This window comes from Mycobacterium paraense, assembly GCF_002101815.1.
GTDB lineage: Bacteria > Actinomycetota > Actinomycetes > Mycobacteriales > Mycobacteriaceae > Mycobacterium > Mycobacterium paraense.
Genome location: NZ_LQPM01000001.1, coordinates 1 through 14,685, shown reverse-complemented (window position 1 = coordinate 14,685; position 14,685 = coordinate 1). Strand labels below are relative to the sequence as shown.

Genomic DNA, 14,685 nt, shown 5'->3' with positions numbered 1-14,685 from the left:
ATGTGGCGCCGGGTCGTGTCGGCGGTGAGTCGGGAACGTTAAATCGATTGTCATCCCGGCCCGGGTCGTTGCCGCGCTCCGCCCGCGGCGCGTGTAGCCGCCGCGCTAGAGTCCGGCCATGGGGAAACGCGCGGCGACCGCCGCTGTGGCGCTGGCCGTCCTCGCGCTGACGGGATGCCGGCCCGCGCCGCCGGTGTCGGCGCCGCCGCCCGCTCCGTCCGGCGCGCCGCCCAACGAAGTGTCGGGCGTCCAGATCCCCGCCGGGCGCATCGACGATGCCGTAGCGAAGGTCGACGGCCTGGTCGCCGACCTGATGAAGAGCACCGGGATCCCCGGCATGGCCGTGGCCATCGTCCACGGCGGAAAACCCATCTATGCCAAGGGCTTTGGCGTCCGGGATACCAGCAAGGGTGACGCGCCGGACAACAGGGTCGACGCCGACACCGTCTTCCAGTTGGCGTCGGTGTCGAAATCGGTCGGCGCGACGGTGGTGGCACACGAAGTCAGCGGCAACGTCGTCGCCTGGGACACGCCCGTCGTGTCGAAGCTGCCGTGGTTCGCGCTGAGCGATCCCTATGTCACCGGCCACGCGACAATTGCCGATCTGTATTCGCATCGTTCCGGCTTGCCCGACCACGCCGGTGACAAGCTGGAGGATCTGGGCTACGACCGCCGGCAGGTGCTCGAGCGCCTCAAGTACCTGCCGCTCGCACCGTTTCGAAACAGCTACGCCTACACCAACTTCGGTGTGACCGCCGCCGCCGAGGCGGTGGCGGCCGCCGCGGGCAAGCCCTGGGAAGACCTCTCCGACGAGGCGCTGTACCGCCCGCTCGGCATGACGGCCACGAGTTCGCGCTTCGCCGATTTCCTCGCCCGGCCCAACCGCGCCGCCAACCACGTCAAGGCGGGCGACAAATGGGAGCCGCGCTTTCAGCGCGACCCGGATCCCCAGTCCGCCGCGGGCGGGGTGAGCTCGTCGGTCAATGACATGGCGCGCTGGCTGATCATGTTGCTGGGCAACGGGACTTATCAGGGCCAGCGCATCGCGTCACCCGAGGCGCTGCTGCCCGCCACCACCGCGCAGGTGGTCTCGGTTCCCGCGACCACACCGAAGGCGCGCTCCGGCTTCTACGGGTACGGCTTCAACGTCTCGGTGGCCTCGTCGGGCCGCACGGAATACAGCCATTCCGGCGCTTTCTCGTTGGGCGAGGCGACGAACTTCGTGGTGCTGCCGTCCGAGGACCTGGGCATCATCGCGCTCACGAACGCCGCACCCATCGGCGTGCCGGAGACGCTGACCGCGCAGTTCATGGATCTGGTGCAGTACGGCGAGATTCGCGAGAACTGGGCCGACCTCTACCGGCAGGCGATCGGCTGGATGAACAACCCGGAAGGCTCGCTGGTCGGCAAGCAGCCCCCGCCCCACCCCGCGCCGCCCAGACCGCTCGGCGACTACGCCGGCGTCTACGCCAGCGACTACTGGCGTCCGGCCGTAGTCACCGAACAAAGCGGCGCGCTGCAGCTGTCGCTCGGCCCGAAAAACCGGACCTTCCCACTGACGCACTGGGACGGTGACACGTTCACCTTCACCATCACCGACGAAAACGCCCCGCCCGGAACCCTTTCCAAGGCCGTCTTCGCGAGCAACACCCTGAACCTGGAGTACTTCGACTCCGACAAGCTGGGAACCTTCACCCGATGATCGCGGGCCTGACCGATGCCGAGGTGGCACAGCGGGTAGCCGCGGGGCAGAGCAACGCCGTCCCGGAACGGGCCACCCGCAGCGTCGCGGCGATCGTCCGGGCCAACGTGTTCACCCGGATCAATGCGATCCTGGGCGTGCTGCTGGCGATCGTGCTGGTCACGGGCTCGGTCATCAACGGGCTGTTCGGACTGCTCATCGTCGCCAACAGCGTGATCGGCATGGTCCAGGAGATCCGAGCCAAGCAGACGCTGGACAAGCTCGCGATCGTCGGGCAGGCGAAACCGTTGGTGCGCAGGCAATCCGGCACCCGAACGCTGCTGCCCGGCGAGGTCGTGCTCGACGACATCATCGAACTGGACCCCGGGGATCAGGTCGTCGTCGACGGCGAGCTCGTCGAGGGGGAGAACCTCGAGGTCGACGAGTCGCTGCTGACCGGCGAAGCGGACCCTATCGCCAAGGCCCCCGCCGACGCGGTGATGTCGGGCAGCTTCGTCGTCACCGGCATCGGCGCCTACCGCGCCACCAAGGTCGGCCCGGAGGCCTACGCCGCCAAGCTCGCCGAGGAGGCCAGGAAGTTCAGCCTGGTGAAATCCGAACTGCGCAACGGGATCAACCGCATTCTGCAGTTCGTCACCTACCTGTTGGTGCCGGCCGGCCTGCTGACGATCTACACGCAGTTCTTCACCACGCACGCCGGCTGGCGGCAGGCCGTGCTGCGGACGGTCGGCGCGCTGGTGCCCATGGTGCCCGAGGGCCTGGTCCTGCTGACGTCGGTGGCGTTCGCGGTCGGGGTCGTCCGGTTGGGGCAGCGCCAATGCCTGGTGCAGGAACTGCCCGCCATCGAGGGCCTGGCGCGCGTCGACGTGGTGTGCGCCGACAAGACCGGCACCCTCACCGAAAGCGGCATGCGGGTCGCCGAGGTCATCGAGCTGGGCGCCGCGCACCCCGACGCGGTCGCCGACGCGCTGGCCGCGCTGGCCGCGCAGGACGCCCGCCCCAACGCGAGCATGCAGGCCATCGCCGCGACGTATGACCGGCCACCCGGGTGGACGCCCACCGCCACCGCGCCGTTCAAATCGGCCACCAAGTGGAGCGGCGTGTCCTTCGGCGAGCACGGCGACTGGGTGATCGGCGCGCCCGACGTGCTGCTCGATCCGGCGTCGGCGGAAGCCGAGCGGGCGGAGGAGATCGGGGCGCAAGGGCTGCGGGTCCTGCTGCTGGGCCGCTCCGAGTCGGCGGTGGACGATCCGGCGGCGCCCGGGCGGGTCACGCCGGTCGCGCTGGTGGTGCTCGAGCAGAAGGTGCGCCCCGACGCCCGCGCGACACTGGACTACTTTGTGGCCCAGGATGTTTCGGTCAAGGTGATCTCCGGCGACAACGCCGTGTCGGTCGGCGCCGTCGCGGGCAAGCTCGGGTTGCGAGGCGACGCGATCGACGCGCGCCGATTGCCCACCGAACCGGCGGAGCTGGCCGACGCGCTGGACGACCACACCACCTTCGGCCGGGTGCGGCCCGACCAGAAGCGGGCCATCGTGCGCGCCCTTCAATCGCACGGCCACACCGTCGCGATGACCGGCGACGGCGTCAACGACGTGCTGGCCCTCAAGGACGCCGACATCGGTGTCGCGATGGGAGCCGGCAGCCCGGCGTCGCGCGCGGTGGCGCAGATCGTCTTGCTGGACAACAGGTTTGCCACGCTGCCGTATGTGGTCGGCGAGGGTCGGCGGGTGATCGGCAACATCGAGCGGGTCGCCACCCTGTTCCTCACCAAGACGGTGTACTCGGTGCTGCTGGCGCTGCTGGTGGGCTTCGAATGCCTGCTCGCCAAACCCCTGCACGCCGACCCGTTGCTGTACCCGTTCCAGCCGATCCACGTCACCATCGCGGCGTGGTTCACCATCGGGATCCCGTCGTTCATCCTGTCCTTGGCGCCCAACAACGAACGCGCCTACCCGGGCTTCGTGCGGCGCGTGTTGTCCTCGGCGCTGCCATCCGGACTCGTCGTCGGCGTCGCGACGTTCGTCTCCTACCTGTTGGCCTATCACGGTCGCCACGCCACGTTCCAGCAGCAGGACCAGGCGTCGACCGCTGCGCTGATCACGTTGCTGGTGAGCGGCCTGTGGGTGCTCGCGGTGGCGGCCCGCCCGTATGAGTGGTGGCGGGTGGCGCTGGTCGTCTGCTCCGGCCTGGCGTACGTGGTGATCTTCAGCCTCCCGCTGGCCCAGCAGAAGTTCCTGCTCGACCCGTCCAATCCGGCGGTGACCTCGGCCGCGCTGGGGATCGGGGTGCTGGGCGCCGCCGCGATCGAGGCGACGTGGTGGATCCGGGCCAGGATGCTGGGCGTGCAGCCGCGGCTGTGGCGCGAGCCGGTGACGGCCGCCAAGTAAAATTCCGGGCGAATCCTCGGGGAAGGGACACGAAGATGGGATTCCTGGACAAGGCGAAGGACCTGTTGTCGCAAAACGCGGACAAGGTCGAGATGGCGATCGACAAGGCCGGCGAATTCGTCGACGACAAGACGCAGGGCAAGTACTCCGACACCATCCACAAGGTGCAGGACCAGGCCAAGAAGGCGGCCGGTTCCGCCGCCGACAACGACCCGCAGAACTGAGCGCATGGCGAAACTATCCGGATCAATCGACGTACCGCTGCCGCCCGAGGTGGCCTGGAAGCACGCCTCCGACCTGTCGCGGTACAAGGACTGGCTGACCATCCATCGGGTGTGGCGCAGCACGTTGCCCGACGACATCGACAAGGGGACGGTCGTCGAGTCGATCGTCGAGGTCAAGGGCATGTACAACCGCATCAAGTGGACGGTCGTGCGCTACAAGCCACCGGAAGGCATGACCCTCAACGGGGATGGCGTCGGCGGCGTCAAGGTCAAGCTGATGGCCAAGGTGCGGCCCACCGACGAAGGCTCCATCGTCGGATTCGACGTGCACCTGGGCGGTCCGGCGCTGTTCGGGCCGATCGGCATGATCGTCGCCGCCGCGCTGCGCAGCGACATCAACCAATCGCTGCGCAACTTCGTCAGGGTGTTCACGGCACCCGATCCCGGCATGAACGGCCACGGCGGCGCCCGCGCCTGACCTCCCGGCCGATGAGTTTCCGCGTCGGCGCCAGTCGATATGTGCGAACCCCGCGAACGGGGCCAGGACACACGACAAAGGAGAGGTCATCGTGCCCATCCGTGACAGCGCGCCGCTGGGCGCGCCCTGCTGGATCGATCTGACGACGTCGGACCTCGACCGCGCCCAGGACTTCTACGGCACGGTCTTCGGCTGGACGTTCGAGTCCGCCGGCCCCGAATACGGCGGATACACCAACGCCACCAAGGACGGCCAACAGGTCGCCGGCCTGATGGCCAACCGGCCCGAGTTCGGCTCGCCGGACAGATGGGTCACCTACCTCCACACCGCCGACATCGACGCGACCGTGTCCACGGCGGCCGCGGCGGGTGGCGCGGCGTGCATGGGCCCGATGGAGGTACCGGCGAAGGGCCACATGGGCCTGCTGACCGATCCGTCGGGCGCGCTCTTCGGGCTGTGGCAGCCGCTGGAGCACCGCGGCTTCGAGGTGATCGGGGAGGCCGGCTCCCCGGTGTGGCACCAGCTCACCACCCGCGACTTCGCGGCCGCGGTCGACTTCTACCGTGAGGTGTTCGGGTGGCGCACCGAGGCGGTTTCCGACACCGACGAATTCCGTTACAGCACAGCGTGGTTCGGCGACCAGCAATTGCTCGGCGTGATGGATGGCGCGGGCTGCCTGCCGGACGGCGTCCCGTCGAATTGGACGATCTTCTTCGGCGCCGAGGATGTCGACAAGACGCTGCGGGTGATCGCCGACAACGGCGGCGCGGTGGTGCGGGCGGCCGAGGACACCCCCTACGGCCGGTTGGCGGCGGCGACCGACCCGACGGGCGTCAACTTCAACCTGTCGTCGCTGCAGAGCTAGCGCCCCCCGGCGTTGGTCACACCGGCGCGGCGGCGAGTCAGCTAATCTCCCAACCATGACTCGCCGCCTGCGCCCTGGCTGGCTGGTGGCGTTTTTCGCCCTGCTGATTTCGGCGAGCGCCTGGATGCCGTGGTTGACGACAGCCGTCAACGGCGGCGGCTGGGCCAGCGCCATCGGGGGCACGCACGGGAACCTGGAACTGCCGCGAGGCTTCGGCGCGGGACAGCTCATCGTGTTGCTGTCCTCGTCGCTGCTGGTGGCCGGGGCGATGGTGGGGCGTGGCCTGTCGGTGAAGCTGGCTTCGGTTGCGGCGCTGGTGATTTCGCTGCTGATCGTGGCGCTGACGGTGTGGTATTACAAGCTCAACGTCAACCCGCCGGTGTCGGCCGAGTACGGGCTCTACGTCGGCGCGGTGGGCGCCGGATTTGCGGTGGCGTGCTCCGTCATCGCGGTGATCACGGCGCTGGCCGCAGCGGACCGCTGACGCCTCAGGCCGACGGGAACTCGTGCTTGCCCGAGCCGGCGCTGTCGGTGGGCTCGTTGACGCCGAACACGAAGGGCGCGAAGACGACTTCGCGGCCGTCCGGGTCGCGATAGGTCACCGCGCCCGTCGCCTCCCAGTACGGGTGCTGCTCGACCGGGGCCAGCCCCGCCGCCCGCAGGCGCGCGATCGCGGCCTGCTGCGACTCCCGATCGGGGAAGTACAGGCACAGCTGTTCACCGGCGTCGACGGCGACGGGCTCGACCGACTCGACGATCTCCAGCGTCAGGTTCCAGCTGGGCATGCCGAAGATGGTGCCGTTGCTGCCGTAGCTGGCCTCGAACGTTTCGTAGAGCGGCAGCCCGACCAGCTCACGGTAAAACCCCACTGTTTCTTCGAAGTTCGACGAGCGGCGGGCGAAGCGCAGGGCGCCGAGCGGCGCCAGATGCGGGGGCCAGTGGGTGGCCCGATGGTTGGATGCGGGATACATCGTCACAGCCCCAGCCCGCTGGGCGCCGACTCCGACGTGTGCCAGCGTCGCAGCTGGTCGCCGGGCGCCCACGTCGAATGCGTGCCGCTGGAAATGCGTTCGGGGAGTTGGAGTTTGCACACCGGGCCGTCGGCGATGCGGGCGGCGTCGAAGACCACGCAGTAGGAGGCATCGGCATTCATGTCGGTGGTCAGCGTGACGAGGTAGCCGTCGTCCTCGCCGGTGGCGCCGACCCGCGGCGCCATGGCGGTCTCGCTGCCGTAGACACCGTCGCCGAAGGAGACGCCTTCCTCGTTCCCGGTGAGCAGGTCGTGTTTGACCAGGCCGTCGAACAGGAACCAGCCCGGTCTGCCCGTGGCGGCGTAGGTGTAGCGGTAATCGCGCGCCGCGTAGTCGGGATTGATGGTGCCGAACTCGGTGATCGATTCCGACAGTTGCTCTTCCTTCACCGCGCCGGTCACCACGTTGAAGCGCCACCGGTGCAGCCGGGCCTGCAGGCGATCCAGCGCCAGGAAGCGAAAGAGCTTGTCCCACTTGGTTCCGCCGGTGTCCAGCGGTTGCGGATCGCCTTCAAAGAAGCCGTCGAGCACGATCTCGTCGCCGTCCTCGTAGGCGTTGACGAAGTGCAGCACGAAGGTGGGGTCCGCCTCGAACCATCGGATGTCGTCCGTCGAGCCGCGGCGGGGGAGCACCGCGAAGCGCGACGGAATGTCGGGGTAGAAGCGCGGCAGGTGCACGTCGTGCTCGAGCAGCCTCGGATCCCAGAACAACGGAAAATCGTTGAGTATCACGTAGTTTTCGGTGAACGCCATGTCGTGCGGCAGCCGCGGCCCGGGCAGCGGGATGTCGACGTAGTGGGCCAGCTCGTCGCTCTCGTCGACCACGCCGTAGCGCATGTAGGGCTCTTGCTTGCTGTAGTTGAAGAACAGCAACTCGCCAGTCTTGCCGTCCACCTTGGGGTGCGCCGACGCGCCCCAGTCGGTGGGGAAGCGACCGTTCCAGGTCTCCTTGCCGAGGGTGTTGGCGGAGTACGGGTCGAGCCGGTACAGGTCGCCGCACTGGTAGAAGCTGGTCAGCGCGATACCGCGGTGGACGATCACGTCGGTGCTCGACGCGTCCTTCATCCGGGTGCGAGCGCCCCAACCGTCCTCCCGTGTGGTCAGTTGCACCGCCTCGGCCAGGCCCGGCCACAGCGGCTCGCCGGCCTCGTTCTCCGCCAGGAACCCGTCCGTGCGGACAAAGCGGTTGCGGTAGAAGGCCTTTCCGTCCCGGAATCCGACCACGTGCAGCATGCCGTCGCCGTCGAAGGGGTGATAGGTCTTGAGCGCCGGGTGCAGCGGGTTCTCGGTGTTGCGCAGGTAGATGCCGTCCAGGTCGTGGGGGATTTCGCCCTCCACGGCGGTGAGGTCGTCGGCGTCCCACTCCGTCGTCTGGGGGCGCCAGGGGCCGGTCCGGTAGGGATGGTCGTCGTCATCGGGCAGGGTCGACAGGAACTTGCCGACGATCTCAACATCCATGCTTACGAACCTTCGGTTGCACTCACGACGAAGCTGACGGTGGTGGCGGTGCTGCCGCCGAAGTTCAGGGTGCCGAACGTCCTGGCGTCGGCGACCTGGTAGTCGCCGGCTCCGCCGCTGACCTGCTTGGCCGCGTCGAGCAGCATCCGCACACCGGACGCCCCGACGGGATGGCCGCCACCGATCAGTCCGCCGCTGGGGTTGATGGGCAGCCGGCCGCCGATCTCGATCTCGCCGTTTTCGATGGCCTTCCACGACTCGCCCGGGCCGGTCAGCCCGAGGTGGTCGATGGCCAGGTACTCGCTGGGCGTGAAGCAGTCGTGCACCTCGAACCCGTCGAGGTTGTCGAGCGTCGCCCGCGCGCGGCGCAGGGCATCGAGCACCGCCGCCCGCACATGGGGCACCACGTACGGATCGTCGGCGGCACGGTCGAGCTTCTGTCGCAGACCCAACCCGACCGTGCGGTGACCCCAGCCGTCGATGCGGCCCATCGGGCGCGCCTTCGGGTGGTCGCGCAGATACGCGTCGTTGACCAGGACCAACCCCGCACCGCCGTCGGTCATCTGGCTGCAGTCGAGGCGGCGCAGCCGGCCTTCGGTGATCGGGTTGGTCGCGTCGTCGTCACTGATCGGGTCGGGAACTGTCCATCCGCGCGTCTGGGCGTTGGGGTTGCGCCGCGCGTTGGCGAAGTTGAGCTGCGCGATGGCCCGCAGATGCGCGTCGTCCAAGCCGTAGCGCCGGTCGTACTCTTCGGCGACCTCGGCGAACATCGACGGCCACAGGTAACGCGCCCCGGCCCCTTCGTGCCCGGTCCAGGCGGCGGCGCCGAGGTGCTGCGCGGCTGTGTCACCGGGCACCGTCTTCTCCAGTTCGACACCCACCACCAGCGCGGCGTCGTAGGCGCCCGACCGCAGATCGGCCATCGCCGCCAGCGCCGCCACGCTGCCCGACGCGCACGCAGCCTCGTGCCGCGAGGCCGGCGTGTCCCAGAGTTCGTCGCACACCGTCGCCGGCATCGCCCCGAGGTGACCCTGGCTCGCGAACATCTCGCCGAACGCGTTGCCCACGTGAACGACGCCGACGTCAGCGGCGGGGATTTTCGCGGCGGCCAGCGTGCCCTGGACGACCTCGGCGGTCAACGAGGCGAAGTCGCGACCTTCCCTGGTGAGATTGCGGGCGAAATCGCTTTGGTAGCCGCCCAGGATCCACACGCCCGCCGAGCCGTCCATACGCGGAACGCTACTCCGCGAGGCCCGAAAATGAGGGCGGCCCCGTCGGCTCTCGGGCTGAACCGACGGGACCTAGACGGGCGCGAAGGCCGGCCGACGCGCACGCCTCTTTTGGATCATTACCGCCCGGGGCGGTTGACAAACATTACGAAATAACGGGATAGCGGAACCACGAATGCTTGCTGAACTGGTTCAATTCGCCTTTGCGCTGTTCAGGGCGGCGCCAGTGCTAAACGGGGCCCTCGACAAGCTCCGTCGGTTCCGGTCCATCCGCGCGCGGCGCGGCTGTGGTCGCGCGGCCCCGGAGGGCTTCGGCGTCGGCGAGGTCCACGGCCGCCAAGTCGATGCCTTTGGTCTCGCGGGCGGCCAGGGCGGCCACCGCGCTCACCGCCGCGGTGCCCGCCAGGTACCACGAGATGGGCACCGAGGACTTGTACGTCTCGAGCAGCCGGACGGCGATGATCGGCGCAAGCGAACCGGCCACGATGGAGGTGACCTGATAGCCGAGCGACACCCCGGAGTAGCGCATCCGCGTCGGGAACATCTCCGCCATGGCCGCCGGCTGCACCGCGTACATCAGGCCGTGGAACACCAGACCGATGACGATCGCCGTCATGATGACCGCGTTCTGCCGGCTGTCCATCATCGGGAAGGCGAAGAAGCCCCAGGTGCAGGCGCAGAGCGCGCCAACGAAATAGATTGGGCGCCTGCCGAATCGGTCGCTGAGGCGCCCGACCAGCGGAATGACCACGAAGTGCACGGCGTGGGCGGCCAGCAGCCACCACAGGATGACCTTCGTGTTGGCGTGCACCTGCACCTTGAGGTACGTGATGGAGAAGGTGACCACCAGGTAGTACATCGTGTTCTCGCCGAAGCGCAGCCCCATCGCGGTGAAAACGCCACGCGGATAACGCTTTAATACCTCGACCACGCCGAGCTGGCTCGTCTTGGAGCGCTCGGCCTCCTGCTGGGCCGCGAGGAAGATGGGCGCGTCCGTCACCTTCGTGCGGATGTAGTAGCCGATCAGCACGACGACCGCCGACAACCAGAACGCGACGCGCCACCCCCAGCTCAGAAACGCCGCGTCCGACAGCGTCGACGTGAGGCCGAGCAGGACGACGGTGGCCAGCATGTTGCCCCCGGGCACGGCCGCCTGCGGCCAGCTCGCCCAGAAACCGCGGGTGAGCTTCGGGCTGTGCTCCGCGACAAGCAGCACGGCGCCGCCCCATTCGCCGCCGACGGCGAAGCCCTGGAAGAAGCGCAGCACCACCAACAGCGTGGGGGCCCAGTAGCCGATCTGCGCGAACGAGGGCAGGCAGCCCATGAGGACGGTCGCGGCACCCACCAGCAGCAGGCTGAACTGCAGCAGCTTCTTGCGCCCATACCGGTCGCCGAAGTGGCCGAAGACGACGCCGCCCAGCGGGCGGGCAGCGAAGCCGACGGCGTAGGTCACGAAGGCGGCGAGGATGGCGTCGAGTTCGTTGCCCCCGCGCGGAAAGAACACCTTGCTGAACACCAGTGTGGCGGCCGTGCCGTACAGGAAGAACTCATACCATTCGACGACGGTGCCGGCCATGGACGCCGCAACCACACGCCGAAGAAAAGCGGGCCGCTGGAATGGGTCCGGCGGCAACTGATTCGGGACGCTCACCGGATGCCTCCTTGGTCTGGCGGTGCCGACCGTGGTGTGCTGCCGGATGGGAGCGTACCGCGGCCGGGCCGGCTTCGCCCCTTGGCGTCACGGGTCCGAGGTGATCTCGAGGATGCGCCGCCGTGCCCGCCTCACAGCGACAACCGTCGGCCTCGTCGCGGGAAACCGATGCGTTGCGACACGGTCACGGATGGATACCTATCAGCACATCACTGGTCACAGAAGCCACGCTGATCACTATCGTCACATGAGCCAACTGCGGACGTCAATGCGACGGCCTGCTCCTGGGAAGGTGTGACCTTGACGGCGATTCCTCGAGTCCTATCGCTATCGGTGGCGTCGATGACCGCCATCGGTTTCTTCGTGGCGATAGGCCCGGCACCGTCGGCGAACGCGACGCCCTGCAGCGCGCCGGAAGCCAACGTCGATCCGCCGGCCGCGCCGCCGGCGATGCCCGCGCCCCAGCCGGTCGTCCAACCGCCGACGGGGCGCAGGCCCTCGCACGCGAACGACCAGGCGCCGTTGCCGAAGCTGGGTCCGCTGATCTCGTCGTTCCTCAAGCCGGGAGCCGGGGGCCAGCGGTACTCCGCGCCGATCCAACCCCAAGCCGGGGTGGTGCCGCCGCCCGGGCCGAATCCGCCCGCGCCCGGCGTCCCGCAGCCGCCGAACGCCAACCAGCTCCAGCCCAACGCGGCGCCGGTGCCGCCGCAGCCCGAACCGGCGGCGCCTCCGGCGAACATCGCGGGCGCCCCGACGTCGCTCGTCGACTGGGTGACCGGAACCGACGGCCCCAACAAGACCCTGCAACGCTTCGGCATATCCGGGACCGACCTCGGGATCGCTTGGGACAACGGCGATCCCGCCAACCGCCAGGTCCTGATGGCGTTCGGTGACACCTTCGGCTACTGCAAGGTGCACGGTCAGCAATGGCGCTACAACGTGCTGTTCCGCAGTTCGGACCGCGACCTCTCGCACGGAATCCACATCTCCGACGGCGTGCCCAACGACCGATACTCCGGCTCGCCGGTGTGGACCACCGGCCTTTCCAAGCAGGTCGTCAACACCATCCACAAGGCCACGCACGAGACGGGCATCATTCCGACCGCCGCCATCTCCCTGGGGCGGACCCAGTACATGAGCTACATGTCCATCAGGCAGTGGGGTCGCGACGGGGAATGGAGCACGAACTACTCGGCGATCGCGAGATCCGTTGACAACGGCCAGAACTGGGGGATCTTCCCGAGCACCATCCGCACCGCCTCGCCCGATGCCATCCCGGGGATGGGGTTCACGCCCGGGAACGAGAACTTCCAGATGGGCGCCTTCATGAAGGGCAACGACGGCTACCTCTACCAGTTCGGCACGCCGTCGGGGCGCGGCGGCGCGACGTTTCTGTCGCGGGTTCCCCCGAACTACCTTCCGGACCTGAGCAAGTACCAGTACTGGAACGGCGACAACGGCGGACACTGGGTCGCGGCCAATCCGGGGGCGGCGACGCCGCTGTGGCCCGGACCCGTGGGTGAGATGTCGGCCCAGTACAACAGCTACCTCAAGCAGTACCTGGTGCTGTATACCAACGGCGGCAGCAATGACGTGGTGGCGCGGACCGCGCCGACGCCCACGGGACCGTGGAGCGGGGAGCAACCGCTGGTGTCGGCATTCTCGATGCCCGGCGGCATCTACGCGCCGATGATCCACCCCTGGTCGTCGGGGCGGGATCTGTACTTCAACCTGTCGCTGTGGTCGGCCTACGACGTGATGCTGATGCATACCGTGTTGCCGTAGCCGCCTTCGCGCCGTCCGGCGCCAGGCGCGGTCGATTGACGTAGTGGACTACTCGTGCCCGCGGGGGGAATCGTGGAAAGGATCTAGCCATGAAACCCAACCTTGCCCCACCCGCCCGGGCGACCTGCGTCGACGAATGGGACTACCTCGAAGGGGGCTTCCGGGCATTCGATGGCCCCGAATGGAAAATCAAGCACACCACCAACGACGGCCGACGCGCCGACGTCGTGGTATCGGTGATCGGCCTGCAATACGCGGACGGGCACGCGTTGCGCGAGATCATCATCGACTGCCCGGACACCCCGATCATCACGCCGGCCGAAGCGCGGAAGCTGGCGGGCGCGTTGATCGCGGCGGCCGACTCGGCCGAAGGATAGTGCGGCCGCGGCGCACCCCGAGATCACCGATTTGAGCGATCGCAGTGGGTGTGCTTTGGGACCGGCAGGCCTAGAATCCTTCTTGTTCTGACGGTGGAGGACCGCCGAGCCAGGTGACAACCAGGGGGCTCGCTAGGCAGGTGGGCCGACATGTCCTATGTGATCGCGGCGCCGGAGATAATGACCTCGGCGGCAACGGATTTGGCCGGTATCAGCTCGAAGCTCACCGCAGCCAACGTCGCGGCGGCGGCCGCGACGACGGGGCTTCTGGCCGCCGGTAGAGATGAGGTGTCGGCGGCGATTGCGGCGCTGTTCTCCGACCACGGCCAGGATTTTCAGGCGCTCGCTGCGCAGGAAGCGGCGTTTCATGCCCAGTTTGTCCAGGCGCTGAACAGCGCGGGGGGCGCCTATACGGCCACCGAGGCGGCCAACGTCTCGCCGTTGCAGACCGTTTGGCAAGACGTGCGCGGAGTGATCAATGCGCCCACTGACGCATTGTTTGGGACCCCGTTGATCGGCAACGGCACGAACGGGGCGCCTGGGACCGGGCAGCCGGGCGGGCCGGGTGGCATTTTTTGGGGTAACGGCGGCAATGGCGGATCCGGGGCGCCCGGACAGCCCGGTGGCAAAGGCGGTAACGCCTTCTTCTTCGGCAACGGCGGCCGTGGCGGGGACGGCGGCAACGGCACCCCCGGCACTGCGGGCTCTGCCGCGACCCACGCCAACGGCGGCGCCGGCGGTAACGGAGGCAACGGCGGGGCCGGCGGCCGCGGCGGACTGTTCCTGGGCGGTGGCGGAGCCGGTGGTGCCGGCGGCATCGGTGGGACCGGCGGAGCCGGCGGGGACACCTTGAGCCCCACGACCGCCGCCACCAACGGCGGCAACGGTGGCCTCGGCGGCAGCGGCGGGGTCGGCGGCCAGGCCGCGGAATTGTTCGGGGGCCAGGGCGGGGCCGACGGCAACGGTGGCGCCGGCGGCACCGGTGGTGTCGGTGGGGCCAACGACGTGTTCGGCAGCAACCTCAATGTCCTTGGGGGCCATGGTGGCAGCGGCGGCAACGGCGGTGACGGAGCCGTCGGCGGCGTCGGTGGCAACGGCGGCGCCGGCGGTGGCGGCCTCCTGACCAACACCGGCACCGCCGGTACCGCTATTGGCGGCGGTGGCGGTGGCGGCGGGGGAGAAGGCGGCGACAGCACCGGCGGGGGCGCCGGCGGTGCGGGCGGCGTCGGAGGTGCCGGCGGCACTGTCGAGATGGTCAACGTTGGCAGCGACGTCATCTCGGGCGGCGGCCGCGGCGGCCAAGGCGGCGGCGCCGTAGGCGCCGTCGGCGGTGCGGGTGGAGGTGGTGGCGGCGGCGGCGAGTCGGCGGCCAATGGGTTTGGGGCCGGCGGCGGCACAGGCACGGCAGGCCAGGGTGTCGGCGGCGGCGCTGGCGGCGCCAACGGCTTCGCCGGGGGCGGCACCGCCGGCAGTCTCGTGGCCGCGGGCGGCGGGGG

The 14,685-nt window shown here is 68.9% G+C and carries 13 protein-coding genes; 9 read left to right on the top strand and 4 right to left on the bottom strand.

The annotated features are described in order from the left end of the window. Positions 1–118 precede the first annotated feature (118 nt). From AWB89_RS00065 to AWB89_RS00040, 6 genes are all read left to right on the top strand, one after another. Positions 119–1,702 carry a serine hydrolase gene (locus AWB89_RS00065; RefSeq protein WP_085171071.1) on the top strand — a complete coding sequence of 528 codons (1,584 nt, stop codon included), beginning with the start codon at positions 119–121 and terminating at the stop codon, positions 1,700–1,702. Beyond that, entirely contained in the window at positions 1,699–4,092 is a 2,394-nt protein-coding gene (locus tag AWB89_RS00060; protein ID WP_085171070.1) for a cation-translocating P-type ATPase, read from the top strand. The genes AWB89_RS00065 and AWB89_RS00060 overlap by 4 nt, the downstream gene beginning before the upstream one ends. A gap of 35 nt (positions 4,093–4,127) precedes the next feature. After that, positions 4,128–4,316 carry an antitoxin gene (locus tag AWB89_RS00055; protein ID WP_085093436.1) on the top strand — a complete coding sequence of 63 codons (189 nt, stop codon included), beginning with the start codon at positions 4,128–4,130 and terminating at the stop codon, positions 4,314–4,316. Positions 4,317–4,320: 4 nt separating this feature from the next. After that, entirely contained in the window at positions 4,321–4,794 is a 474-nt protein-coding gene (locus tag AWB89_RS00050; protein WP_085093438.1) for a type II toxin-antitoxin system Rv0910 family toxin, read from the top strand. 91 nt (positions 4,795–4,885) lie between these two features. Continuing rightward, positions 4,886–5,659 (top strand): VOC family protein, encoded by a 774-nt coding sequence (locus AWB89_RS00045; RefSeq protein WP_085171069.1) that lies wholly within the window; start codon positions 4,886–4,888, stop codon positions 5,657–5,659. A gap of 55 nt (positions 5,660–5,714) precedes the next feature. Beyond that, positions 5,715–6,143, top strand: a complete 429-nt coding sequence (locus tag AWB89_RS00040) for a hypothetical protein (RefSeq protein ID WP_085171068.1) — start codon at positions 5,715–5,717, stop codon at positions 6,141–6,143. A 4-nt stretch (positions 6,144–6,147) separates the two neighbouring features. Here AWB89_RS00040 and AWB89_RS00035 read toward each other — a convergent pair whose 3' ends face one another. The 4 genes from AWB89_RS00035 to AWB89_RS00020 all read right to left on the bottom strand — a co-directional run bounded on the left by AWB89_RS00035 (position 6,148) and on the right by AWB89_RS00020 (position 11,027). Continuing rightward, positions 6,148–6,630, bottom strand: coding sequence for a VOC family protein (locus tag AWB89_RS00035; protein WP_085171067.1), 483 nt, complete (start codon positions 6,628–6,630; stop codon positions 6,148–6,150). Positions 6,631–6,632: 2 nt separating this feature from the next. After that, positions 6,633–8,147, bottom strand: coding sequence for a carotenoid oxygenase family protein (locus AWB89_RS00030; RefSeq protein ID WP_085171066.1), 1,515 nt, complete (start codon positions 8,145–8,147; stop codon positions 6,633–6,635). Between the two features lie 2 nt (positions 8,148–8,149). Next, the gene (locus AWB89_RS00025) at positions 8,150–9,376 is read right to left on the bottom strand and encodes an acetyl-CoA acetyltransferase (protein WP_085171065.1); all 1,227 of its coding nucleotides are present in this window, start codon (positions 9,374–9,376) and stop codon (positions 8,150–8,152) included. Positions 9,377–9,605: 229 nt separating this feature from the next. Beyond that, positions 9,606–11,027, bottom strand: coding sequence for an MFS transporter (locus tag AWB89_RS00020; RefSeq protein ID WP_277621908.1), 1,422 nt, complete (start codon positions 11,025–11,027; stop codon positions 9,606–9,608). 342 nt (positions 11,028–11,369) lie between these two features. Here AWB89_RS00020 and AWB89_RS00015 point away from each other — a divergent pair, with 342 nt between their 5' ends. From AWB89_RS00015 to AWB89_RS00005, 3 genes are all read left to right on the top strand, one after another. Beyond that, a complete protein-coding gene (locus AWB89_RS00015; RefSeq protein ID WP_139830446.1) occupies positions 11,370–12,812 on the top strand; it encodes a DUF4185 domain-containing protein in 1,443 nt (480 codons plus the stop codon). Positions 12,813–12,901: 89 nt separating this feature from the next. Further along, positions 12,902–13,189: a hypothetical protein gene (locus tag AWB89_RS00010; RefSeq protein ID WP_068233727.1), complete on the top strand. Its 288-nt coding sequence runs from the start codon at positions 12,902–12,904 to the stop codon at positions 13,187–13,189. A gap of 150 nt (positions 13,190–13,339) precedes the next feature. Next, positions 13,340–14,685: PE family protein (locus AWB89_RS00005; RefSeq protein ID WP_142282383.1), on the top strand; the 1,346-nt coding region annotated here is incomplete at its 3' end.